A 26,581-nucleotide genomic window follows, 5' to 3' on the forward strand; every position below is an offset into this window, starting at 1 on the left:
AACTTTGTATGATTACTCTTTGTAACTTTTTAATCTGTTACAAAATAAAGTGCTGCTTCTCCAAGTTCTCTATTAGCTGAAATTATAATGTCTCTATCTTCGTCATGTACAACAGCTACATTACTTGGTCCTGTTCCTGCCTCAATAACTTCTGTTTTAAATGTAAGTTTTTCTTTATCTTCACATTGAATTACAAATAATTCTTTTTCAACTCTTCTATATCCACCAATTATGCTTGGAATTCCTCTTAATTTTCCACCCCAAACAACATGTCCAAAATCCATTTCTTTAGGGTATTTATAAATTGGTTTATACTCTCCATCTATTTTTTTATTTATTAAAAAGTTACTTCCATGAAAATCTTCAATTGTAACTAATTCATCTTCACCATCTTCATCAATATCAACTACTGCAATATCACTAATAGGTCTGTCCATTATTTGTTCAACATTCCAGTCATCATTTTCATTTTGTGGTGGAGTAACTACGAATGCTCCTTCTTCACAAGTAACTATACCTGCCATTTTTCCATTCCAAGTAGTTCTACAATATCCATGATTCTTAGTTAATCCTTCTTTTATAACTTTAAGTTCTATAGGTTTACTTAAATCATCTGGAAGTACTCCTACATAAATCTTACCTGGATCTGACCAGTCATCTTTAAATTGTTTTGAATTACATAAAACTGAACCTAAAAAGTAATTAACTCCATTAGCTGTTAAAATATCAAATCTATGAACATATGGTAAATCCAATATAGTCTTTACATCCCAAGTTCCATCCTCTTCTGGTCTTGCCCAAACTATTGTAGCCTTTTCAGATTGGAAAGTTGGGAAAAAATTTTGTACTGCTAAAAAGTCACCATTTTTACCTGGGATAGGTATCATAGACATTGTTCCGCCTGGTCCATCCCAAACTGTTGATTGCTTAAAGTCCTCTCCTGTATAACTATAACAAGCACCATCTCCTTCTGTTGCAAGTAAAATGTGTCTTTCACCATTTACAGTAGTACTTCCTGTTGCATAACATCTATGTAGTTCTGTTAAAAACTTCTTTTCAAATTTCATACTTAATTCCTCCACCTCAAATTTTTTTGAATATACCTTATATATACTTTTTCAAAGCAGTATATTTAATTTTAATAAAGTAATCCTAAACTACTATTATCAATCTGTTCAATTTTCAAATATATATTTTTATCTATACATGATCCCCCCTAAGAACCTTAGTCCATTTATTTATCTGTTTTTATAAATTTAATATGTTTTAAAGGTAATATGTTCTTAGGTAATTTCTTTATGTTCTTAAGTTGTTAGGTTTTATATATTCTTAGGTAAATATTTTTAATGCCCAGATGCAATTTAAATTACATCTGAGCTATTTACTAATTGAACTAAGATTCATTGGATGTTTATATCTATAAATTTTTAATTTATATGTGTTTTAAAATGGTGTTGATATTTTAGTATAATGGCGAATTGGCATTGGAATTTGCCTACAATATCAACATTCACTTAAAACATAGTTGTTATTTTTTATTTACTACATTTTCTATTACTTTTTCTTCAATTTCTTTTTCTGATAGAACATTTCTTAATCCTATAACTATAGTTCCTGCATCTTCAGCTCTTTTAAAGTTTGATTTTAATACTTCTGAACAAAATACTACATCAAAACTAGATGCTTGGCTTTTAGCTTCTCCCACACTGTTATGTTGAATTGTTACATCTATACCTAATTTTTTAAATACTTTACCTATTTTCATCTTTATTATTTGGCTTGATCCCATTCCACTTCCACATGCTGCTATTACTCTTAACATAATTAACATCTCCCTTAAATTTATTTTCTAATTCAAATTAATTTTTAAATATAAAGTTCTTATTAAATTTAAATACATATTTTATTTAAGCTAATTCTATTAACTTATCTTTTAAACAGAATTTATTTAAAAAGCATTAAGTAAATATATATTTTTTAACATTTGTTTTTAATTATATTAATAGTGTTTCAAAACCAAGCTAGAGTATTCTAATATTATTTTTTTAACTCTAGCCTAATTTTTAAAATCACACAATTTGTATTAGGCACATTAAGGAAAAGAATAATTTAAATATGTGCCTTATAATTTAAAATTAATAACTAAGCTTCTAATTTATTAAGATGCTTCTAATTCATTAAGATATTCTTCATAATCTTCAGCTATTTTGAAATAACCTTTTTTATTTTTTCTATATTGAAGTTGAGGTATAGCTAATAGTGCAATTAATGCAATTCCAAATCCTACATAGTGTAAGTTATTCATTAATACACCAATTACTGGCCATACTGTATCAAAGTCAAAGTTTCCATGCCATCCTCCAAACTGTGCTAATCCAAAGTAGTATGCTGCAAATGCTCCACCTACTACTTGAATTACTCCAGATACAAAAGGAATAATCATTGCTGCTTTTAAACCACCTTTTTTATTTGCATATACTGCAAATGTAGCATTATCAAAGAATACTGGTACGAAACCTGTGATTATTAGTACTGGACTCTTAAATACTATTAATCCTAAGATTGATATGAATTGTCCTAATGCACCAAATAAGAATCCTATTGTTACTGCATTAGCATGACCAAATCCATAAGTTGCAGCACAGTCTACTGCTGGTACTGAACCTGGTAAAAGTTTATTTGAAATACCTTGGAATGATTCTGTAAGTTCTGAAACGAACATTTTAACTCCAAGTTGTAATATACTTAAGTAAACTGCAAAGTTTAATGATTTTTCCATTATATAGAATATAAAGTTTCTATCTGCACTAAATCCTTTATCTATTTGATGTAATAAGTCTGGCCCTAATATTCCCATTATTATTCCAAAGAAGAACATCATTAGGATACCTGTTGCAACCACATTATCGTTAAATATTGATAAGAATCCTGGTAATTTAAGATGTTCTATTGATTTTTCTTTATTACCAATTTTTCCTGCTATTTTATCTGTAAGCCAAATACCAAACATTTGTTGATGACCAACTGCAAAGCCCCCACCTTCAGTTAATTCTTGAGTAGCTTCAACTGTAAGATTTGATGATACTGCCCAATATGTTCCTAGTAATAAGCCAAGCATAATTACTGCTTTTGTATCAATTATATTAGGGAAACAGAATAATACTATCCATAAAGCTGTTGAAGATTGTTGCACCATTATGTGACCTGTAATAAATACTGTTCTTATCTTTGTTTGCTTCCTTAACAAAACTAATACTATGTTAAAAATAAATGCTATTAAAAGTACTATCATCATAAGTGAAAATGATCTTCCTACACTTTCAACTGCTGATTGTGCTGCTGTTTGTCCAAAGTATGGATCTATAACTGCTGCTGTTAAATTAAAACGGTCTTTTAATCCTGCTAATATTGGACGGAAATTATTTACTAGTCCACCTGCTGCTACATTAAGTATTAAGTAACCAACTGTTGCTTTTATAAATCCTGCTGCTGCCTCATATATAGGTCTTCTTAATAATAAGTAACCTATAAGTACTATAAAACCTATAAAGAATGCTGGGTTAGTCAAAATATTAACTTGGAAGAACTTCCATATTGATAATAGAAAATCCATTTTTAATTCCCCCTTAAAAATTTAATAAATTATTATGTTTGATATTAGTTCGTAAAGCTATTATTAGCCTCTGATGGGATATTATTAATAAGATAAAATTAACTTTTTCATAATTTTTGAGGATTATAAATTCTCTTATATTATTGATAACTATATGCGATTATAAGACTTTAAGGATTTCTTCTAAATCTTCTTTAGATTTAGCTTCAATTAACATTTTTACTAACTCTTCTTTTTCTACTATTTCAACCATACTAACTAAGTTCTTCATATGAAGATCATTATTAGTTGATGCTAATACAAAAAATAATTGTGCATCTTGTTCTGGATCATCACTAAAATGAACTGCTTTTTCAGTTTTCATAAAACAAATAGCTGTATCATTAACGCCTTTTCCTTCTTGTGCATGTGGTATACATATGTTAGGTGCTATTACTATATATGGACCATATTTATTTACATTTTCTATTATTGAATCAACGTAAGATGGTTCTATAACTCCTTGTTTAATTAAAGGTTTACACGAAGCCTTTACTGCATCTTCCCATTTTTCAAATCCTTCATGAAATGAGTATCTTTCTTTCTCAATTAATTCTTTTAACATAATGCCCTCCTGATTTATAGGGGGAGATTAAACTCCCCTTTTAATTTCATAACAGCTATCTGCTTTTGAATAATAACTTTTATTCTTTTACATCTAGTATTTGTAATAATATTAACTACTACACACTCATGGATAATAATTTCTTACCTTTGTTTAAAGATAATCTTATAGGAATGATGTATATGGTAAGTTTATTTCTGTTGAGAAGCAATCATCAAATCCTCTTGGATAGTGATATTCTCTCTTTTGACTATCTTCTGGGAATGTAAATTTTCCACCTACTTGCCATATAAATGGATTAAATTTATATTGTAATCTATCCTTTCTCATATCAAATAATTCTAAAATTTCCTTTGTGTCAGCTTGGAAATTTGACCATATATCATGATGGAATGGAATAACTACTTTTGTATTTAATGCTTCTGCCATTCTTAAAATATCTATTGATGTCATCTTGTCAGTAATTCCTCTTGGATTTTCTCCATATGAGCCTAATGCAACATCTATTTTATGTTCATTACCATGTTTAGCATAATAATTTGAGTAATGTGAATCTCCACTATGATAAAGATTTCCACCTGGAGTTTTTATTAAATAGTTAACTGCTTTAATATCCATGTTGATTGGCATTGTTCCTCTTAAGTCACCTTCTGGTGGAGCTGTGATTAATGCTGTTCTATCAAATGCTTCTAATGCAACTATTTCTATATCTTTAATCTTTACTGTATCTCCTGGTTTAACAACTATACATCTTTCTTTTGGAACTCCCCAACCTACCCATTTATCTACACATGCTTGAGGTCCTATAAAAGGAATGCTTGGATCACAATTTTGCATAACCGCTGCTGCAACGTTTACATCAATGTGATCATTATGATCATGTGTTGATAAAACTGCATCTATCTTCTTTATGCCAAATGGATCTAATACAAAAGGTGCTACTCTTAAATTAGGTTGAAGTTTTTTACCTCCACACATTCTAGCCATTTGATGTTCTGGATTTATGTATGGATTAGCTTTTGTTTTCTTTCCACTTCCACACCAAAAATCTATACATATACTTGCATTACCTTCACTCTTAACCCATATACCTGTACATCCTAACCACCACATTGAAAAAGTTCCAGGTTGTACAACTTCTTGTTCTATCTCTTCATTTAACCAAGTTCCCCATTCTGGGAAAGTATTAAGTATCCATGATTCTCTTGTAATGTTTTCTACTTGTGACATTTTAAATTCCTCCTAATTATACTATATTTTTCTGTTCATTTTGATTTATTTCTTAAGTTTTATATCTTTTTGAATGTTTTCGATTTTTTATGATATTTTTTTCTTTTATTATTTGAACTTTATGATTTATGTATTTGAACTTTTTGTTTGTTTATGAGTTTATTTTAACTTAAACATTCAAATAATTCAAGTATTTTTTGAACATTTTTAATTTTTTTATTATTAAAGTCTTTTTTGAATGTTTTAATTGAACTTTTTGAATGTTTACCTTATAATTAATATAAGCACTTATTAAACAAGTTTTATTTTTAACACAAAATTCAATATATATGCTCTAATTAAGTTAATACATTTATAATCTTTTATATAATTTTTATAGAAAATTATATCTTTAATTAGCACTATCTAGTTAGAAGCATATGTATCATACATTTTCTATATAAGTTCCTCACTATACTGGTGAATCATAACATTTATAAATGTTCTAAGAGTTATATTAATAAACAAACTTTATTGGAACTTATATAAAATGCATATAATTATAATTAAATTTTAAAAAAACACATTAGAACTTATACATTATCTTATTTGTATTTTAAAACTATCAACTTTTTACTGTTACATTATCTATTGTTTTAAAATAGGTAATACTATGAACTATATATAACAAAACTTTTAAATGTGTTCAGATTAAATTTGAAATTATAATATTCAATCTTTTAAAAGCTAATAAATATTAACAATTTTGCCTATTTATTAAAATAAACTTATAAGGCACATTCAAAAAAATAATAGACCAGTATGCTCGTCTATTTTGCGTGATACTGCGTCAGCAAATTTAGCTAATAGCTTGCTATTAACTAAATTTACTTCCTTGTCTGACACAAAATATACAACGAATCTTTGATCTATTATTTTATTTCATGTGCCTAACATAAATGTTCAATATAATATACAATGTTATTTGAAATAATTATTTTTAAATATTAAGCATTACAGATAAATTAAAAATATTAGGTAAAGGTGACGATTATTATGAAGAAAACACAATCTATAGTTTCTAAAAGAAGAGAAAAAATTTTAGATTATCTTAGATCAAATGAAAGCATAAATACTAATGACTTAGCAGAAATATTGCAGATTTCTCCACTTACTTTAAGAAGAGATTTGCAAGCATTAGATGAAGAAGGATTAATAATAAGATATTATGGAGGTGCAAAATTAGTTAGCGATACGGATAATAATACTACTAATACTGATGAAACTTTAACTGTTAAAGAAACTGATATTAACTCTGTACTTACTCAAAAGAAAAATGTTATTGCAAAGTATGCAGCTGATTTAGTTGAAAATGGAGATACAATATTTATAAATTCTAGTTCAACTGCACTTTTAATGTTAAAGTATTTAGGTGATAAAAGAGTTTATATAGTTACTAATAACGGTAAATCTCTAAACTCTACTATTGGTCCAAATATTGAATTAGTACTGACAGGTGGGCAAGTTTATGAAAGAAAACAATCTTTAGTTGGAGAATTTGCTACTTATATATTATCTAAAATTACAGCAAATAAATGTTTCTTAGGGGTTAGTGGTATATCATCTGAGTCTGGAATAAGTACTTCAGTACTTCAAGAGACATTAATTAATCATGAAATGATTAATCGTTGTAGTGGCCCTGTATATATCTTATCCGATAGTTCAAAAGTTGGTAGACATCATAACTTTTCTAGCGGAGATATAAATGAAATTTCTCATCTTATCACAGATTCTGATATAGATAAAAATGAAATTTCTCTTCTTGAAGAAAAAGGAGTTAAAGTAATAACTTTAGACTATTAAAAAAACAAATTAACCCTATCCATACCATGTTGTTTCATTAATTAGTGGTATAAAAATAGTGTTGATATTATAAGTATAAACCTGAACTGGCATTGGAATTTGCTTTTTAGAACTCTTAATGAAGATTTGTCCAATTAATTGGACTAAACTTTATTTTTAGAGTTCTTAAAGTAAATTCCTCTGTCCATGAGCTTTATTCTATTAATATCAACACTGTTTAAAAGATAGAAAATATAAAAAATCCTCACATATACCCCTGGGTAGCCTAGGGGTATATGTGAGGTTCAATACTTTAAAGCACTATATTAATCTCTTTTTAATGTTTTAAATCTATCTGCTGCAGCTACTTTTTCTGAACCATCTGTTATTATTTCTACAATTATAGGTTCACTACATGAATATAACTCGTCTTTTATTTCATGTAATTGTTCTAAGTCACTTATTTGATATGATTTTATTCCAGCAGCTTCACCTATTGCTTTTATTGAAGTTCTTTCTTGAACTACACCTGGAATAGATCTACCAAACATAAAGCTCATTCCTTGTTCAACATAGTTTAATCTTGCATTATTTAGTACAAAGTATACCACAGGTAATGAATATTGTTTTGCTGTTAAGATTTCACTACCGTTCATGAAAACTGATCCATCTCCAACAACAACAGCATATTTTTCTGTATTACCACTTAATGCAGCCCCTATTGAACCTGCTACACAATTTCCCATTGCTCCATGATTTAAACTAGCAATAAAATCTGATCCTTTAGGAATAAATAAGTACTTGTACATATAATTCATAAATTCTCCTATATCACACATATAAGTTGTGCTAGGATTTAAAATGTTTGGAAGCATTTCAGCTAACTTTCTTGCTGATATTCCAGTATGATCTTTTACATAATCTTTATTAAGCTTTTCTACTTTAGTGATAGTCACATCTTTAGCATTAACTTTATTATCAATTACTTTTAAAGCTTCAGTTATTTCATAATATACTTTAAATCTTTCCATATGATCTTTATTTAAACTTTTCTTATTATGATCTATTTGAACAACTTTAGCTCCTTCAAATAATGAATTATTAAAGTTTCTTGTTGCACTTTCACCTAAGCTAGATCCTAAAACTAAAACACAATCAAGATTTTCTGTATCTGCATAATTTTGAGCAAAATCAGTACTATTAAATCCATAGTTTCCTATATTAAATTCAAAATCACTATCTACTGAATTCTTTCCTTGTGGAGTAGTTGCTACATACCATCCTAATTTTGATGATATTTTTTTAATCATCTCATTATTTCCTTTAGCACCTCTTCCAACTAAGATTAAACCTTTTTTAGAAGCATTTAATATGTTAACTGCTGTATTTAGAGCTTCTTCATCATAGTTATAATTTATTTTTTCTGGTGTGTAAGTCTTGTATTCACTATCTTCAATTTCCATCATTGGAAGATTCATAGGTATTGATAAATGAACTGGACCCTTAGGATCTTGCATTGCTAATTTAACAGCCTTATCTAATTCAGTTAAAACATCTTCCTTTTTCATAATAGTCTTACTATATTTAGTTATGCTTTGTGTTATAGGTGCTGTGTCTAATTCTTGAACACACCCTTTACCTATATTATCAGTTGCAGCATATCCACTTATAACAAGCATAGGAATATTATTTATGTAAGCATCTGCTATACCATTTATAGCATTAGTTATTCCAACTCCTCCACATAATATAGAGCAGCTAAGTCTCTTGCTTAAATCTGAATATTTGCATGCAGAATATGTTGAACCTGCTTCATTCTTTGCAACTATAACTTTTATATTTGTATCATTAAGTGCATCATATATACCTGCAACATTTCCTGATGGTATTCCAAAAACATATTCTACGTTACAACTTTCAAGATAATTAACAATAGCTTTAGATAATTTCACTTTTTAACATCTCCTCAATATTTAAAATTTCATTATATTTCTTTACAATTTCAATTGCTTTTGATTTTTCTTCTTCTAAATACTTATGTTCTTCTTTAAATATTGGCATAGTAACAAAAAATACTATTTCACCATTTAAGAAAAATGGTATAAGACATGTTGATACTATACCAAATTCCCTTAAGCAACTCGGTTTACTTGGATCTAATTTTAGCTTGTCTATAAATAATGAGTCTTTAGTTTCCATCATTTCAGACAAATAAATATCTTCAGTTATTTTAAGCATCTTTGAAGCATGATATTTCTTCCATTCTTCAAAAGAAATGTCTGTCAACTGTTTGTAATATGGCTTTATATAAGATTGATCTACAATTTTATGTACACCTATATCTTCATAATATATTGCGTTCTTTAATTCGATAAACATTTTATCCAATGTCTCTCTTGTATTCATAATAAACTCCTTTCTAAAAACAAACTCATTTTAATTTTACCATAATCTCGGGTTATTTGTTAAATATTCCAATAATTATGAGTTATTTTTTATTCTTTAGGCAAAATCCACTTTTCGAATTGACAGTTAACAATTATAGTTGAAAACCTTAGACTTTCTTAAAAGTATATATTTTAGAAATCACAAAGTGATTCCATCCTAAATTGTCAATCGTCCATCCTAAATTGTGAATCCAAAATATCTCCCCCGCCTTAGATTTTATCTACATTTAAGGCTTCAAAAATTTTATGATTTCCTAAAAAATAAAAAAGATTTCTAAGTTTTAAAAGTAAAAAATTTCACTAAAAAACTTAAAAATCTTTTTAAATGTAGAATGTAAAACTTGTCTTAATGAACAGTCTATAGATTCTTATTTAATTAAAAATATGATTATTATAAAAACTATTCATTTAAGAAAAATCTTAAACGCTAAGTAATTAATTATAAAAAATATTTTATGTATTATATAGCTTGATCAATATTTGAAATAACTTTTATCTTATTAAAAAATTCTTGGTCTAATTTTTTTATTTGCATTCCAGCAATGGCGCTTTCTGGCATAAGCATATATTTGCTCTTAAAATTTGATTTAAGATAAAGTTCACTCATTTTATCATAAAATGGTTTTACATCTGGAAAAGATGTTTTTAATTCTGAATTTTCTATAACTAAGATTAATCCACTTATGTTATTTGATGTTGTAAACGTTATGAAATCATCCATGTAATTTTCAGCATCTTCTTTTGAAAACATCCCTTGACAATGTAATATAGCCTTATTTCCTACAACCTCCATAGTGTAATTAGACATTTTGTTTTTCTTCTCAATTTTCACTGTTATCCCTCCAAATAAATAATCCAAATTGTATTTATTTTATATCTATTTCATTTCTAATAATAACACATTTATGCATATTATTCCATATTATCTTATTATATTACAAATTTTATGTTTTTATAAGCTTCTGTTTTAAGTGAATCTTGATATTGTAAAATGTATCCTTTTATAAAATTAAACTAAAAATAGATAAAAGATTTATCACCTATATCTTTTATCTACCTAAAATAATAAAAAGTTAATTTAGAAAAAGGGCTTATCTCATATTATAATAAGTAGTACTATCCTGACCCTATTATTAAATTAAAATTTTATAATGTTCAAATATATATTAAAATTATTACTTAATACTTTCTAAATCTGATATTACCTTTATAGTATCAAATATTTTATCCCCATTTTTTTTGATCTGAATATTTGCAATTTCACTCTCTGGCATAATTATATACTTTTCTTTAAAATTAGTATTTATATAAGCTTCAGATATTTTGTCATAGAATACTTTCGTATCTGGAAAACTCATATTAAAATCTTTATTATCTATTATCAAAGTTAAATTGCTTGTATCCATCGAATTAATAATCTGCATAAAATCATTCATATAAGATTGCATATCTTTTTTAGAAGAAATCCCTTCTCCTTTAACTATTAATTTATCTTCTTCAACCCTCATACTATATTTAGATAATACACTTTTCCTTTGAATTTTTATCTGTCGCACTTATTTTACAACTCCTTATGTATTTTAATAGCTTAAATTTATGCTATTTTAAGGGAGAAGGTCTTTTACCTTCTCCCTTAATGTATTTATATCATTTATTTATAAAAACAAATACATTTTTATTCATCTTAATTTACTAATTATTTTAAAATTATTATAATTTTTATATTAAAATTTTACTCTATAAATTATTGCCTAGTAAATGATACCATATTTAAGTATATTATTCCATTATTATTTAAATTTCGATTTATTATTTCTAATATAGTAAATAATAAATAAAAAATTTTAATATTTTTGTATTAAAATAATTATATTTTTAGGTAAAAACTATAATTATTAAGTTTACAAACAGCAAAAAAATTATAAAGGTGACTTTAAAAAAATCAATTTTTAAATATGAACCCTTTCCAAACATAATTTAGAAATAATATTACATCATAAAAAAATCGCTAAGCGACTGTGGAGCGTCGATTTTTTTTAGCCATGCACCCTTTCCAAACGTAGTGCAGGAATAATGGTGCGGCATATGATTATTTTTTATTCTTTAGGTTTTATTTCTTAATCTTTAAGCAATAATATAATCTAAATTATCCACAGATTTTTAAAAATATAATTTCCTAAAGAATAAAAAAACTATTTCAAATATATAAATACTTTTTGAAATAGTTTTATAATCTTTAATCTTATAAAGCCTCATTAATATTTGATATTATCTTTACTTCATTAAAAAATCTATTATTAGATTTTTTAATTTGAACTCCTGCTATATCATTCTCTGGCATAAGTATATATTTCCTCTTAAATTTTGTTTTTACATAAATATTTGCTAATGCATCATACAACCTCTTTGTATCGGGGAAACCCATTTTTAAACTAGTATTATCAATGACTAATATAAGTTCACTAGTATTAATATCTTTAAAAATATTAATAGTATCATTTATACAAATCTCAGCATCTTTCTTTGAAAACATCCCCTCAGCCTTAAGTAATAATTTATCATCTATAAGTTCAATACTATAATTAGATAGTTTATTTTTCTTTACCAACTTTTTTATTAAATCCACTAGAAATTCCCCCTATTTTAAAAGCTTCCGTCCCTAAATCATGTGTTATTATACTTTTTATTAATAATTTGGCTATGTTTTAAGTGAATGTTGATATTGTAGTATAAAGCTCATGGACAGAATTTAAATAGGAAACTCTACTCATGTACATTCGTGGAGTAAGTTCGAAGAACCAAATATAAAATTTGGATTCTTACTTAAGAACTCTAAAATAAAGCTTAGTCCAATTAATGCATGCTCCCAATCAAAGATTGATGACAAGCAATTAATTGTAAGACTAAAAGGAAACTCGACTCATGTACAATCGCTGAGTAAGTTCGAGTAGCAAAATATAAAATTTTGACTCTTACTTAAGAGTTCTAAAAAGTAAATTCCAATGCCAGTTCGCCCTTATACTAGAATATCAACACTGTTTTAAAACATAGCGAATAATTTTTATAAATATATAAGTTCCAATAAAGTTTGTTCATTAATATAAATGTAATAATTTAATTAGAACAGTTATTTAAAAGCTTTTATTAGCTATATAAAAATTAATTTTTAATTAAAAGTATATGGAGTATTTATTCAGGATAAACAAAATATAAATTTTATTTTTGGCTATGTAATAACTATGTTCTCTATTGCATTTGTTTCATTATATGTATGCTTAGAATTTTTTAACTCTGTCTAAATAAAATCACAATATTATATGTACTATTATTTTCAATATTTTAACTGATAACTTACACTGAATAATTATGATATAAATCTCAAAGAAATTATTTTCCACTGTATTTCATGTATTTTTAAATCTAAAGTCAAAAAAATATATTTATTTGAGATAATTTATTATCAATTTACTATTTTCAAGTAAATAATTATTTTAAATATAATTATAAAACTTTCTAAGCTTTAAGGGAATTTAAAATTTCACTTAAAACTTAGAAATTTATTTATTATAAATTAAAAAACTCAGTAAATGCTTTTATTGTGTATTCATTATCTTTAACACTTGCTAATTCTCTTATTGAATGCATTGAAAGTAATGGTGCACCCATATCTATTACTGGGATATTTAATTTAGCTGCACTTATTGGGCCTATTGTTGTTCCACCTTTTACATCTGATCTATTAACAAATTCTTGACATGGAACTCCTGCCCTATTACAAACTTCCTTAAATATTGCTCCTGCATAACTATCAGTTGAATAACTACCTGATGCTGCTATCTTTATTACTGGTCCTTTTCCAAGAACAGGTCTATTAGTTGGATCATGTTTTTCTACATAGTTTGGATGAAGTGCATGAGCTAAGTCAGCTGAAATCATAACTGAATTTGCTAATGCCATTTTAAATCCTTCTCTATCTTTTCCAAGAGCTAATGTAATTCTTTCTAATATATTTTCAAGTAATGAAGAATTTGCTCCTTGTGCTGTTAAACTTCCTATTTCTTCATTATCAAGTGCAACTAGAACTTTTGTTGCTTTATTTTTATCACTTTCAAGTAATGCCTTAAGTCCTGCATATACCATCCAAAGATCATCTAATCTTCCTGCTGATATGAATTCTTCTTGCATACCAATTATGCTTCCTTTTTCAAATTCATATACAAATAAATCAAAATCTAATATTTCAGATTCATCTACATTTAAATTTTCGCTAATTAATTTTATTAAGTAACCATCCTTTTCTAATTTATCAGTTGCCATAGTAAGTAATGGTAACGTATCTTTTTGTTTGTTATATTCATATCCTTCATTTATACTTCTGTTCATATGAATAGCTAAACTTGGTATTATTAATACTGGTTTATTTAAATCAAGTAATTTTACTCTTGGTTTCATAGGATTTTCACTCTTTAATGTAACTCTACCTGCAATTGATAATGGTCTATCAAACCATGTGCTAAGTATTGGGCCACCATAAACTTCAGTATTTAATTTTACATAATGACCTTCAACTTGCATTTCTGATTTTGGTTTTATTCTAAACCCTGGTGAATCTGTATGAGCTCCTATTAATCTAAATCCGCTTTCTTCAAGATTTTCAGCTCCAACTTCAAATGCAATTATAGCAGATTGATTTTTCATTACATAATACTTTCCGCCTTCTTTTAAATCCCACTTTTCCGTTTCTTTTACTTCTTTATATCCTTGTGTGTCTAAAATTTTCTTTACTTCATAAGCTCCGTGAAATGCACTTTTACTATCATTTATAAATTTTAATAAATCCTTTGCATTATTCATTGACCCAATCCTCCTCAATAATATTTTAAATTTACCCTTAAATATACTTGTATTTATATCTATTTGCATTTATATCTGTTTGTATTTAGCATACAAGTGTGTATACTGCAATATTATCAAATTATATTAGTTTTATCAAACTAATCTACTATCATATTAACTTATTAAATGCAATTTACATCAAAAAAGTTATTTATTTGAATAAATTCCTGCAATTTGATACTAAGTTTACACAATATCTTTTTATTTTGTGTGCAAAAACAAAATAAATTATATAAGTTCCAATAAAGTTTGTTCATTAATATAGAAATATTATGTTTAATATATGACTTTCTAATAATATTCTACTATCTTTTAATCACGTTTTTAAAAAATAATAGCCCAATATATATATGTTACAAATTTAAATGTCCATAAAATAATACACATATATTTAATTTATTAAACAATTCTTATCACAACATATGTACTTAGATTTTACAAATAAATTTTACTGTATTAGAATAAGTTATACTTACTTGTATATGATTGGAGTGAATTTTATGTTTTCTGAATTTCTAGTTAATAAATTTATTAAAGATAATACTAATATAAAAAATGATACTGTTAGAAATTCTTATGGTATACTTGGTGGCATAATTGGAATTTGTATAAATGCAATTCTTTTTTTGATTAAACTTTCAGTTGGATTTTTTGCATCTAGTATAGCAATTATTGCAGATGCATTTAACAATTTATCTGATGCTGCATCTTCTCTTATTACTATTTTAGGTTTCAAACTTGCAAGTAAACCAGCGGATAAAGAACATCCTTTTGGACATGGAAGAATTGAATATCTTTCAGCATTAATTGTTGCTTTTATGGTTATGCTTGTTGGAGTACAGTTTATAAAATCTTCTATTACAAGAATAACAAACCCTGAAGCGGTTAAATTTGAAATTATTCCTTTTATATTGCTTTTAATTTCTATAGGACTTAAAGTTTGGCTTTCAAAGTTTAATAAATTTATGGGGGAAAAAATCAATTCATCTGCTTTAAAAGCTGCTTCTGTTGATGCATTAGGAGATGTATTTACATCTAGTACAGTTGCTATTTCATTTTTACTATCAAAATTTACATCTATTCCTATTGACGGTTTTATAGGACTTGCAGTTGCAATATTTATAGTTTATTCAGGTTTTTCTTTAGTTAAAGATACACTTAACCCTCTTTTAGGAGAAGCTCCTGACCCTGAACTTGTTAAAGAAATTCAAGATATGGTTTTATCTTATGAAAATATCACAGGAGTACATGACTTAATTGTTCATAATTATGGTCCCGGTAAATGTATGGCATCTATACATGCTGAAATACCTGCTAATATTGACATAATGAAAATACATGAAATTATAGATAAAGCTGAAAGAGAAATATCAGAATCGCTTAAAATCTATTTAGTAATACATATGGATCCTATATGTATTATTGAAGGTGAAGTTAAAGAAGCTCATGATGAAATATTAAAGCTAATTGAAGAATATGATTATATTGATTCTATTCATGACTTTAGAGTAATCGGAGAAGGTACTATTAAAAATCTAATATTTGATATTGTACTTAACAATTCAATAGCAATAACTTTAGCTGATGATGAAATAAGAGAACATATATCTTCAAGAGTAAAATCAATACATCCTAAATATAATTGTATAATAACATTAGATAAACATTTTCTGTAGCAAAGTGACTACATCATATTTAAAAAATTTTATACATTAATCTACAATAAAAATATACCTCATAGAATGGTTTTTAACATTCATATGAGGTATATTTTTTATTTATTATTATTATATATAGGATATAAACAGAGTTCTTAGTTTCAGGTGAAACTTGCTTTCAACTGAACTTTAGAAATCGTTATCCAGGAGCGTGTAGCTGTTATGCAATTACAGATACTAGCTATCTGGTAAACAGAGTTCTTAGTCTCAGATAAAGCTTGTCTTTAGCTGAGCATTAGAAATCGTTGTTAATTACAACTACTTAAAAAGGGGGGAATTTTTTAATGAAATGTCCTTACTGCAACAAAGAGCTTGGTGAAAAAAATGATTGTGTAACTTCTTGGTGTTATGCTTTTAAAAAAGTATTTCCTAGATATGATACTGAAGAAAATAATATTCCAAAGGAAAATACTAGTGTAAAAAATAACATTAGTGTTGAAACCTCTGATTCAACTAAAAACACCAATAAAAAACATGTTGATGAAAATATACAAAAGGATACACCTACTAAAGATTCTAATAATACTGCAATCTATATTATGCTTGGAATTGTTGCAGTTTTAATTATAGGTTATGTTTTTTTGTAACTTTACTTGTTTTTTAAGTTATATTTTATCAATATTATTTATCTCATTATAACTCTAGTAATTTTTTAAATTTATATTACAAAACTAAACTCTAAATAATATTACTCATAACAAAGTGGCTGTTCCACTTTTCAATGAATTATTAATTAATGGTTTACAATGGACAGTATTAATGTCTGAATCTCTACGAAATCTTTTTAAAAATACTGTCTCAAAACATTATTTAAATACTCCTTTATTGTTCTGAGACAGCAAACTTTAAATTTACTCTTATAATTATTCCTAAACAAAGAACTCTGTTTATATAGAACCAAGTTTATTACATATTGTATCTATATTATTATAAGTCTTAGCTATACCCTCTATATTAATATTAAGTTCATTAATACTTGCTGATATTTCTTCAATAGCTGAGGCTGTACCCTCAATATTTTCACTTATGCTATTAACTTCATCTAATGTAGTTAAAATTGAATCATTCAATACTTTTGATTTTTTACTAACATTGTTAGATTGATCTAATACTTTAGAAGTATTAATATTTATATTTTTAAATAAATCTTTAACTGAATTTGTGTGATTATTACATAATTCAATTGATTTTTGTTCCTTTAAAATCTCATTAGATACATCTGTTGTTTTATTAGATATTCCATTTAAAATCTGTGCAACTTGGTCTGTTGATGATTTTGAATCCTCTGCTAACTTTCTAACCTCTTCTGCAACTACTGCAAATCCTTTCCCATGTTCTCCGGCTCTTGCTGCTTCTATTGATGCATTAAGTGCTAAAAGATTAGTTTGTGCTGTTATATCATTTATTGTATTAATAATTTCTATTATTTTTGAATTTTCATTAGATAAATCATTAATCAAATTTACAACATTTATAATATTGTCATTTACCTTTGACATTTCTTCTGACAATACACTTACTTTATTAGAGCCTTCCATCACTACATTTTCTGTAGACATAGAAGCATCCTTCATTGTTTCAATAGCACCTGTCACCTCTTGAACATTCTCTACACCAATTGACATTAATGATTTAACCTTATTCATTACTTCTACTTCTTGTGTTGCCTTATTTGCAATATCACTAGACACACATGTAATTTGACCTGATACATCCTCTGTCATAGAAATACCATCTTTAATAGTTAAGTTAGCCTCATTTAAAACTGTGATAGTATCATTTATTTCAGATACTAACATTTCTGCCTTAGCTTTAGCTTCATTACTAATTTTAATATTATCTTCTAATTTAATATAAGTTTTCTTTGTCATAATACAAAGTAGTACAAATATAAATAACCCAGATAACATATATGAAATTAAAAATACTAATTCGTCATATCCTACTTGTGCAAATATAGTTTGTTTGTTTTTCATAAAAAAATATACCATAAATCCAGTGCTCGCTACACATTGAATTATCATAGGCATTATCTCTTGATATAAAAGTATTAAAAATATTGCTGAGAAGAATATCATTAAATTGCCTAAAGTTGGTGACGTGTCCATTAATATAACTGCAACGGTTGTTATTGAAAATACCATAAAATACATTGATGATAATATATACTTCATCTTTATAAGAAAAGCTTCAATACCACTTAAAATAATTGCAGCAACTATTAATAATATTGATGATATTATTGGAACATTAAGAAAAAGATTTACTACTGCTCTTAATAATACCGAACCTAAAAATATTGCAAGCAATATTTTATTTTTCTTATTTATAATCTCTACATGATCCATACGTATTCCCCCTTATCCAAATTACCTTATTAAAAATATGTACATTAGATATTTAACACTGTTTTAAAACAATGTTAATTACTTGAACTTCTCATCTCCCTTTAAATATAATTCAACTAGTAAAATAGGAACTTTAAATATACCTTCCTAATAATACTTTCTATATAAACTTAATTAAAAAACAATAAAATTCCATACCATTAATGTTAAAATTTTGTCAAACTATTACGCACCCTCTTTATGTCTAATATTAACATATTTAATTATTTTTGTATATAATATTACATTTTATATTAGCATATATATACAAATTATATTTTTATTTTCCATTTATTATACTAACTTTAAATAAAAACATTGAATTATAAATTTATTGGTATTACCAGTAGAATCTTGTATGAATTAGTTGAAAGTTATTAAAAACAAAAAATATACCCCAGGGGTAAACCTGGGGTATAACTGGGGTACCCTGGGGTGCCTCAGGGATATATCATTATAAAACCTTAGATAAAAAATCTATTGTACGAGGATTTTTAGGATTTTTAAATACTTGTTCTGGTGTTCCTTCTTCTATGATATTTCCGCCATCCATGAACACTATTCTATCTCCAACCTCTCTTGCAAATCCCATTTCATGAGTAACTACAACCATTGTCATTCCTTCTTTAGCTAAGTTCTTCATAACATTTAAAACTTCTCCAACCATCTCTGGATCTAATGCAGACGTTGGTTCATCAAATAACATAACATCTGGTTCCATAGCTAATGCTCTAGCTATTGCTATTCTTTGCTTTTGCCCACCTGATAATGATGAAGGGTAAGCATTTGCCTTATCCTTTAAGCCAACCTTATCTAATAGTTCCATAGATTTTTCAGTGGCTTCTTTATTTGATAATCCTTTTACTTTTACAGGTGCTAAATTTATATTTTGCAATACTGTTTTATGTGGGAATAAGTTAAATTGTTGAAATACCATCCCCATCTTTTCTCTCATTTTATTTATGTTAACATCCCTTGATGTTATGTTCTTACCTTCAAATTCAATAGTACCTGAAGTTGGTTCCTCTAATAAATTAAGACATCTTAGAAATGTACTTTTACCTGAGCCTGAAGGTCCAATTACAACAACCACTTCTCCTTTTTTTATATGATCATCTATCCCTGTTAATACTTTATTTTTACCAAAGCTTTTGTGTAAATCTTTAACGTGTATCACTTACCTTCATTCTCCTTTCTACATATCCTAATGCTCTTGTTAATGTAAATGTAATTATAAAATATATGATAGCCGCAATTATTACTGGTTCTAAACCAAGAGCTGTGTTACCTTTTACTGTATTTGCATTATACATAAGTTCTGCAACCCCAATAACTGATACCATTGATGATTCCTTAATTACTGAAATGAATTCATTTCCAAGTGCAGGTAATATATTCTTAAATGCTTGTGGTATTATTATTTCAATCATAGCAGTCTTTTGAGTCATTCCTAAACTTCTTGCTGCTTCCATTTGTCCTTTATCTACTGCATCAATTCCTGCTCTTATTATTTCTGAAACATATGCTGATGAATTAAGTGCTAATGCTACTGCACCAACTGCCATATCTGGAATATCTATTCCTATTAACTTAGGTAATCCTATATAGATTATGTATATTTGAACTAGAAGAGGAGTTCCCCTTACAAATTCTACATAAGCTGTTGCTATAAAACTTATTAGCTTAAACTTTGAACGTCTTAAAAGAGTTAAACAAAGTCCTAAAATTGTTCCAAATAATACCCCCACTAATGCTAGTATTATTGTAAAACCTGCACCTCTTAAAAAATATTCATAGTACTTTCCTAAAAATGTAAAATTCAAATTTGTCCCTCCTCATCTATCCAATATCAAATTACACCCTTGGAATACCTCCATGGTACCCCAGAGGTGTAACTTTAAAAAATATATTAATCCATTAATTTATTTGCTTCTACTACAAATTCATCAATTTTCTTTTCATCTTGTAAATTCTTAATTGTTTTATTAATTTCTGTTTGTAATTCAGCTGATCCTTTTTTCATAGCTATTGCAGAACCGCCCTCTTCATCTTGTAATACAACTGATGTTAATGCTATACCTTCATTTTTTTCACAATTAAATTGAGCAACTGGTAATTCAACTAATATTGCATCTACTTTGTTGTTCTTTAAATCTAATACTAAATCAGTAACTTTTGCTAACGCTTTCTTGTCTGCATCTGGAAGGTTTTTATCTACTAAGCCTTCTTGAATTGATCCTTTTTGTACACCAATCTTCTTACCTTTTAAATCATCAAGTGATTTAATTTTATCTTCATCACCTTTTCTAACAACAAATCCATGTTGTGCTGTATAATATATGTTTGAAAAATCTGCATTTTCTTTTCTTTCATCTGTTGGTGTCATCCCTGCAAATACCATATCAACTTTTCCTGCTTGAAGTGCTACAAGTAAACCATCAAAATCCATATCATTTACTTGAAGTTCTACTCCTAAATCTTTTGCAACTTGTTCTGCAATACTTATATCAAATCCAACTATTTTATCTTTTCCATCTACTTCTTTATGGAATTCATATGGTGGATAATCAGCGCTTGTACCAACCACAAGTTTACCTTTTTGTTTAATTGCTTCTAATGAATTTGCAGCTTCTTTAGAGTTTCCTTTTCCCTCAGTTGTTTTATTTCCTGCACATCCTACAATGCTTATTGCCATAGCCCCAATAGCTACAATCATTCCTAATTTTTTTAATAATCCTTTATTCATAATTAATTCCCCCTGTTCATTTGAACTATGTATTAAATTCGTTCCCTTTATGCTATAGCATAATTATACATCACCAATTAATATTTATGCAAGCATTTTTTGTATAAATATTAATTTTTAGTTTATAATATTTAATATTATAAATAAAATATTATCTAAAACCACCTCCATTCATACTTTTTCATCTAAAAAGAGGAGCTACTACAAGCCTAATTATAAGTTCCTAGTAATGTTTGACATTTAATAGTATTGCAAGGCACTCTTTATTGCATAAACACTATGATTAGATTATCCAAAAATATATTTATTATACTAAAAAAGAGCCAAATACAAATTAAAATTTAATTTGTATTTGACTCTTTTTTATTTTTAAAATAATATTAATATTCATATTATGCATAATATTATATATAAATGCATAATATACATCAATATAAAAATACTATATTTTCTTATTTTTATATCTATGTTTTCAAATAGTGTTGATATTATAGTATAAGGGCGAACTGGCATTGGAATTTTCTTTTTAGAACTCTTAAGTAAGAGTCAAAATTTTATATTTTGTTACTCGAACTTACTCAGCGAATGTACATGAGTCGAGTTTCCTTTTAGTCTTACAATTAATTGCTTGTCATCAATCTTTGATTGGGAGCATGCATTAATTGGACTAATCTTTATTTTAGTGTTCTTAAGTGAGAGTCAAAATTTTATATTTTGTTTCTCGAACTTACTCAGCGAATGCATATGAGTCGAGTTTCCTATTTAAGTCCTGTCCATGAGCTTTATACTACAATATCAACATCCACTTAAAATATAGTCGTTTATTTTTTTATTACAGAAAGTCTATGAAGAGCTCTTGTACACATTATATATTTTACTAATGAATCAATTTCATGATTTTCAATAACTATTACACCATCAAATTCTAATCCTTTAGCTAAATATGCTGGAATTAATACTTTTCCACCTTTATATAATATATCTTCTCTATCAAAACTTTGAATACTAATTCTTTCTTTAATCATATGAGAAAATTCTCTTAAATCATTATTACCATTAAATATTACAGCAATATTTTCAAGACCATCTTCTTCATAATCTTCAATTATTGAAACAAGAGTATCTATAAAATCCTCATTCGAAGAAGTTTCTTCTTGAATTACAGGTTCACCATTTCTAACTAATGGTACTATTCTATCTTCTTTTAAAAACTGAGTTGCATATTCCATTATTTGTTGAGTAGACCTGTAACTCTTATTTAAATCATATTGTTTAACTTCTACTGACATTTTGTCTTTATTAAATAATGGTTGTAGATTAAGCATAGCTGGTTCTTCATCAGTTGTTATCAATCTTTGATTAGAGTCTCCAACTATTGTATAACTCTTACAACCTGTAAGTTCTTTTATAACTTCAAATTGTATAGCACTATAGTCTTGTGCTTCATCTATTACTATATGTTTTACTTCTTCTTTAATTTTTTTACCTTCTAATTTAACCATTAAATACAGTATTCCACTCAAATCCATATAACCAAGATCTTCCGTACTAGTTAAGTTTTTATACAAATCTATAATATTCTCATTATTAATCCATTCATCTAGCTCTTTTCTTGAATTAATTACATGTCTTATTATTTCTCTTATTTTTATCCTTTTTAAATACTCTATATTATTTTTCTCTACATCAAGCTGATCTTTAGGTAAAGAAGCTATCTTTTCTTTAATTTCTAAATTCAGTTTATATATTTCTTCATCTCTTTTATCCTTTATTTTAGAAATAAGCACTCTTTTTATCTTTTCACTTCTTCTAAATAGTGGCATATACTTATAATGAAGATTAAATAACTCCTCAATTTCTTTAACTTTAACTATTTCTTCTCCATTAAAGTTTATTGGTTTTATTTCAAAATAGTTGTCATTTAATTCTTTAATATTCTTATCTAAGAATTCCAAGAACTTTTTTGAACTTTTTTCTTTATATTCTTTAAGAGCTTCTTGATTTCCATTCATAGCCTCTTCTATATAACTTCCAAAACTCTTTACATTTGATACTTCTAGTCCAATTTCTTTTTTTGCAAAATTTTCAAAAGTATTTTGCTTAATGCCACCTTCTCCTAATGAAGGTAAAACTTGAGCTATGTAGTCCATAAAAATATCATTTGGTCCAAAAATTAATACTTTATCACCAAACTGTTTTCTATAATTATAAAGTAAATATGATATTCTATGAAGAGCTATTGTAGTTTTACCAGAACCTGCAACACCATTTACAACTACAACCTTATTTTTATCTGCTCTTATTATTTCATCTTGTTCTGATTGTATAGTCATAACTATATCTTTCAATTTATCTGATGAATTTTCAGTAAGAACCATTTGAAGTATTTCATCTTTAATATCAACTTCAGAATCAAATACGCCTTTTAATTCTCCCTTTTTTATAATTATTTGTCTTCTTGATAATATATCAGCATCAATTTCTCCTGTAGGACATGTATAAGTTGTTTTTCCTAATGTACCCTTGTAAAATAATGATGCTATTGGTGCTCTCCAATCTACTATAACAGGCTCATAGTTTTCTTCTACAGTTAATCCGTATCTCCCTATATATAGTTCCTCCGGAAGGTTTTCTTCTTCCATGAAAGTTACTTTTCCAAAGTAAGGTGATTCCTTTAATGCTGTAAATTCACTTAATCTTTTATCTATAGTCTTGTAAGCTTCTTCCTTAACGTAATTTTCGTGATCGAAGTAATCAATAATTTGATCTTCATCATCTTTATATTCTTCAACAAACTTTTTTCTAGCATCAAGAATGTATTTTGCTACACCCTTTCTTCTTTCTAGATATTTAAGTATTTCTTGACTTAAAATCTTTTGAACTTCGTCTAACTTATTTTGCTCTGTTAAAAAATTTATTTCTTGATTCAAAATAATTTTCTCCTCCACATGTTAAATTAACTATTTATCTTTATCTTCTTTATCTTTTAAGTCATTAACAGCATCATCAATAATAGTATCTAATTTTGAGCCATTTTCTACCTTTACCCCTATTGCTTTTAAGAACTCACGTTTTTCTTTTTCATCTTGTTCTTTCTTCAATCTTTCATTTTCAATTCTATCTATTTCTTCATTTTCTTTTCTTATCTTGTCTTCTTCTTCTCTTCTCTTTCTTTGAAGCTCTTTTTGTTCTTCATCCTTTAATTTCTTTTCTCTATCTTTTTTATCTTTCTCTTCTTTCATCTCAGGATATTTTTCATAAACAATGTCCATAAATTCATCCCCAAAAAGAGTTTCTTTATCTAAAAGTATATTAGATATTTTATCTAATAAATCTCTATTTTCTCTAAGGATTTGTCTAGCTTTTTGATGTGCTGCCCTTATTATTTTTAATGTTTCTTCATCTAAAACAGTTGAAGTTTCTTCACTACAATTTCTTACAGCTCTTCCGTCTAAATATCTATTTTGAACTGATTCAAGCGCCATCATATCAAATCTATCGCTCATACCATATACTGAAATCATACTCCTAGCTGATGCAGTTGCTCTTTCAATATCATTCGATGCTCCTGTTGATACCACATTAAATACTTCTTCTTCTGCCGATCTTCCACCTAACATAACTGTGATTTGATTCATTAAGTCTTCTCTAGAAATTAAATATTTTTCTTCTTCTGGAAGTTGCATAGTATATCCTAGTGCTCCCATAGTTCTAGGAACTATTGTTATCTTATGAACTGGATCAGTTCCTTCAAGTAAAGCGGCAACTAATGCATGACCTACTTCATGGAATGCAACCAATTCTTTTTCCTTCTTAGATAAAATTCTATCTTTCTTTTCTTTACCTGCAATTATAACCTCAACAGCATCTCTTAAATCCTCTTGAAGTACAACTTTTCTTCTATTTCTTACTGCTCTTAATGCTGCTTCATTAACTATATTGGCAAGATCTGCTCCTACAGCTCCTGGAGTTCCCTTTGCAATCTCATCAAGATCAACATCTTCTCCAAGATTAACATTTTTAGCATGAACTCTAAGAATAGCATCTCTACCTTTAAAATCCGGTCTATCAACTATAACTCTTCTATCAAATCTACCTGGTCTAAGTAATGCTTTATCTAAAATTTCTGGTCTATTAGTTGCTCCAAGAATAACAATTCCCTTTGAAGAATCAAAACCATCCATTTCAGCAAGTAATTGATTTAATGTTTGTTCTCTTTCATCATTACTTTGCATTTGATTATCTCTACTCTTACCAATCGCATCTATTTCATCTATGAATACAATACAAGGTGCCTTAGCTTCTGCATCTTTAAATAATTCTCTAACTCTTGAAGCTCCAACTCCAACAAACATCTCAACAAAGCTTGAACCTGAAAGTGAGAAAAATGGCACTTTAGCTTCTCCTGCAACTGCTTTTGCTATAAGAGTTTTACCTGTTCCTGGAGGTCCTACAAGTAAAACACCCTTAGGCAATTTAGCACCTATTGCTGTATATCTTTTAGGACAATTTAAAAAGTCTATAACTTCTTTTAGTGATTCTTTTGCTTCTTCTTGACCTGCAACATCATCAAATGTTACACCAATTTCATTCTCCACATAAACTTTAGCGTTGTTTTTGCCGATACCCATGATACCGCCACCCATGCCTCCGCCTGCTCCCATTTTAGAAAATAAAAATTTCCAAATAAAGAAGAATAAAGCCATTGGTAATATCCAACTAAGAGCAAAATCCAAAATAGGGTTTTGCTTTGAATATGCTCCTGTAAAATCTATTTTAGGATCTGCATTTTTTAATTTGCTTATTAAATCTTCATCTTTAATATTAGCTGTATATAAAGTCTTCCCCTTAAATTTACTATCATCTACAGGTGTTATTGTTAACTTATCATTTGTTATAACCACCTTAGCAACTTCCTTATTATCAATCATTTCATAAAATTCATTATATGAAATTTGTTTTGTAGTAGCTGCCTCTCTTACATAATTAGCTGCACTTATAAACATAAATACTAGTAAGAAATATATAATCATAGTGGTATATCCATTTTTCTTCTTTTTATTATCACGTTGCATATAATCTCATCCTTCCTATCAAACTGTGTCTCTAAGGCACTTAA

At 27.2% G+C, this 26,581-nt stretch carries 20 protein-coding genes; 3 read left to right on the top strand and 17 right to left on the bottom strand.

Translation table 11 applies throughout. The features are described 5' to 3' along the window. Nucleotides 1-29: 29 nt before the first annotated feature. The 5 genes from ACYUET_RS07730 to ulaG form a co-directional block, all read right to left on the bottom strand. Nucleotides 30-1,067, bottom strand: a complete 1,038-nt coding sequence (locus tag ACYUET_RS07730; protein ID WP_460278732.1) for a hypothetical protein — start codon at nucleotides 1,065-1,067, stop codon at nucleotides 30-32. Nucleotides 1,068-1,528: 461 nt separating this feature from the next. Next, nucleotides 1,529-1,822 carry a PTS sugar transporter subunit IIB gene (locus ACYUET_RS07735; RefSeq protein WP_460278733.1) on the bottom strand — a complete coding sequence of 98 codons (294 nt, stop codon included), beginning with the start codon at nucleotides 1,820-1,822 and terminating at the stop codon, nucleotides 1,529-1,531. Nucleotides 1,823-2,158: 336 nt separating this feature from the next. Next, the gene (locus ACYUET_RS07740; RefSeq protein WP_460278734.1) at nucleotides 2,159-3,613 is read right to left on the bottom strand and encodes a PTS ascorbate transporter subunit IIC; all 1,455 of its coding nucleotides are present in this window, start codon (nucleotides 3,611-3,613) and stop codon (nucleotides 2,159-2,161) included. Nucleotides 3,614-3,773: 160 nt separating this feature from the next. Next, a complete protein-coding gene (locus ACYUET_RS07745; protein ID WP_460278735.1) occupies nucleotides 3,774-4,217 on the bottom strand; it encodes a PTS sugar transporter subunit IIA in 444 nt (147 codons plus the stop codon). Nucleotides 4,218-4,382: 165 nt separating this feature from the next. Then, nucleotides 4,383-5,447, bottom strand: a complete 1,065-nt coding sequence (ulaG, locus tag ACYUET_RS07750; RefSeq protein WP_460278736.1) for an L-ascorbate 6-phosphate lactonase — start codon at nucleotides 5,445-5,447, stop codon at nucleotides 4,383-4,385. Nucleotides 5,448-6,482: 1,035 nt separating this feature from the next. On the opposite strand from ulaG, the gene ACYUET_RS07755 reads away from it, so the two are divergent. Next, complete coding sequence (locus ACYUET_RS07755; RefSeq protein ID WP_460278737.1) at nucleotides 6,483-7,289, top strand: DeoR/GlpR family DNA-binding transcription regulator; 807 nt, start codon at nucleotides 6,483-6,485, stop codon at nucleotides 7,287-7,289. Between the two features lie 305 nt (nucleotides 7,290-7,594). Here the strand turns inward: ACYUET_RS07755 and ACYUET_RS07760 are convergent, their stop codons facing one another. The 6 genes from ACYUET_RS07760 to ACYUET_RS07785 form a co-directional block, all read right to left on the bottom strand. Beyond that, complete coding sequence (locus tag ACYUET_RS07760) at nucleotides 7,595-9,220, bottom strand: thiamine pyrophosphate-binding protein (RefSeq protein WP_460278738.1); 1,626 nt, start codon at nucleotides 9,218-9,220, stop codon at nucleotides 7,595-7,597. Then, nucleotides 9,207-9,674: a hypothetical protein gene (locus ACYUET_RS07765; RefSeq protein WP_460278739.1), complete on the bottom strand. Its 468-nt coding sequence runs from the start codon at nucleotides 9,672-9,674 to the stop codon at nucleotides 9,207-9,209. Before ACYUET_RS07765 ends, ACYUET_RS07760 begins: the two co-directional genes overlap by 14 nt. A gap of 501 nt (nucleotides 9,675-10,175) precedes the next feature. Further along, nucleotides 10,176-10,547, bottom strand: coding sequence for a hypothetical protein (locus ACYUET_RS07770; RefSeq protein ID WP_460278740.1), 372 nt, complete (start codon nucleotides 10,545-10,547; stop codon nucleotides 10,176-10,178). A gap of 343 nt (nucleotides 10,548-10,890) precedes the next feature. Continuing rightward, on the bottom strand, nucleotides 10,891-11,271 hold the full coding sequence (locus ACYUET_RS07775; RefSeq protein ID WP_460278741.1) for a hypothetical protein: 381 nt from the start codon (nucleotides 11,269-11,271) through the stop codon (nucleotides 10,891-10,893). A 686-nt stretch (nucleotides 11,272-11,957) separates the two neighbouring features. After that, entirely contained in the window at nucleotides 11,958-12,341 is a 384-nt protein-coding gene (locus ACYUET_RS07780; RefSeq protein WP_460278742.1) for a hypothetical protein, read from the bottom strand. Nucleotides 12,342-13,279: 938 nt separating this feature from the next. Beyond that, the gene (locus tag ACYUET_RS07785) at nucleotides 13,280-14,569 is read right to left on the bottom strand and encodes a M18 family aminopeptidase (RefSeq protein ID WP_460278743.1); all 1,290 of its coding nucleotides are present in this window, start codon (nucleotides 14,567-14,569) and stop codon (nucleotides 13,280-13,282) included. A gap of 542 nt (nucleotides 14,570-15,111) precedes the next feature. On the opposite strand from ACYUET_RS07785, the gene ACYUET_RS07790 reads away from it, so the two are divergent. Together ACYUET_RS07790 and ACYUET_RS07795 are read left to right on the top strand one after the other, a co-directional pair. After that, nucleotides 15,112-16,287, top strand: coding sequence for a cation diffusion facilitator family transporter (locus ACYUET_RS07790; protein WP_460278744.1), 1,176 nt, complete (start codon nucleotides 15,112-15,114; stop codon nucleotides 16,285-16,287). Nucleotides 16,288-16,613: 326 nt separating this feature from the next. After that, the gene (locus ACYUET_RS07795; RefSeq protein WP_460278745.1) at nucleotides 16,614-16,916 is read left to right on the top strand and encodes a hypothetical protein; all 303 of its coding nucleotides are present in this window, start codon (nucleotides 16,614-16,616) and stop codon (nucleotides 16,914-16,916) included. Nucleotides 16,917-17,216: 300 nt separating this feature from the next. Here ACYUET_RS07795 and ACYUET_RS07800 read toward each other — a convergent pair whose 3' ends face one another. The 6 genes from ACYUET_RS07800 to ftsH form a co-directional block, all read right to left on the bottom strand. Continuing rightward, nucleotides 17,217-18,677, bottom strand: a complete 1,461-nt coding sequence (locus tag ACYUET_RS07800) for a methyl-accepting chemotaxis protein (protein ID WP_460278746.1) — start codon at nucleotides 18,675-18,677, stop codon at nucleotides 17,217-17,219. Between the two features lie 493 nt (nucleotides 18,678-19,170). Beyond that, the gene (locus ACYUET_RS07805; RefSeq protein ID WP_460278747.1) at nucleotides 19,171-19,893 is read right to left on the bottom strand and encodes an amino acid ABC transporter ATP-binding protein; all 723 of its coding nucleotides are present in this window, start codon (nucleotides 19,891-19,893) and stop codon (nucleotides 19,171-19,173) included. Continuing rightward, nucleotides 19,880-20,539: an amino acid ABC transporter permease gene (locus tag ACYUET_RS07810; protein ID WP_460278748.1), complete on the bottom strand. Its 660-nt coding sequence runs from the start codon at nucleotides 20,537-20,539 to the stop codon at nucleotides 19,880-19,882. Before ACYUET_RS07810 ends, ACYUET_RS07805 begins: the two co-directional genes overlap by 14 nt. An 86-nt stretch (nucleotides 20,540-20,625) precedes the next feature. Next, entirely contained in the window at nucleotides 20,626-21,462 is an 837-nt protein-coding gene (locus ACYUET_RS07815; protein WP_460278749.1) for an ABC transporter substrate-binding protein, read from the bottom strand. A gap of 821 nt (nucleotides 21,463-22,283) precedes the next feature. Further along, complete coding sequence (locus ACYUET_RS07820; protein ID WP_460278750.1) at nucleotides 22,284-24,392, bottom strand: HelD family protein; 2,109 nt, start codon at nucleotides 24,390-24,392, stop codon at nucleotides 22,284-22,286. 30 nt (nucleotides 24,393-24,422) lie between these two features. Further along, nucleotides 24,423-26,537, bottom strand: a complete 2,115-nt coding sequence (gene ftsH, locus ACYUET_RS07825; RefSeq protein WP_460278751.1) for an ATP-dependent zinc metalloprotease FtsH — start codon at nucleotides 26,535-26,537, stop codon at nucleotides 24,423-24,425. Nucleotides 26,538-26,581: the final 44 nt, after the last annotated feature.

Source organism: Clostridium sp. CTA-5 (assembly GCF_054768135.1).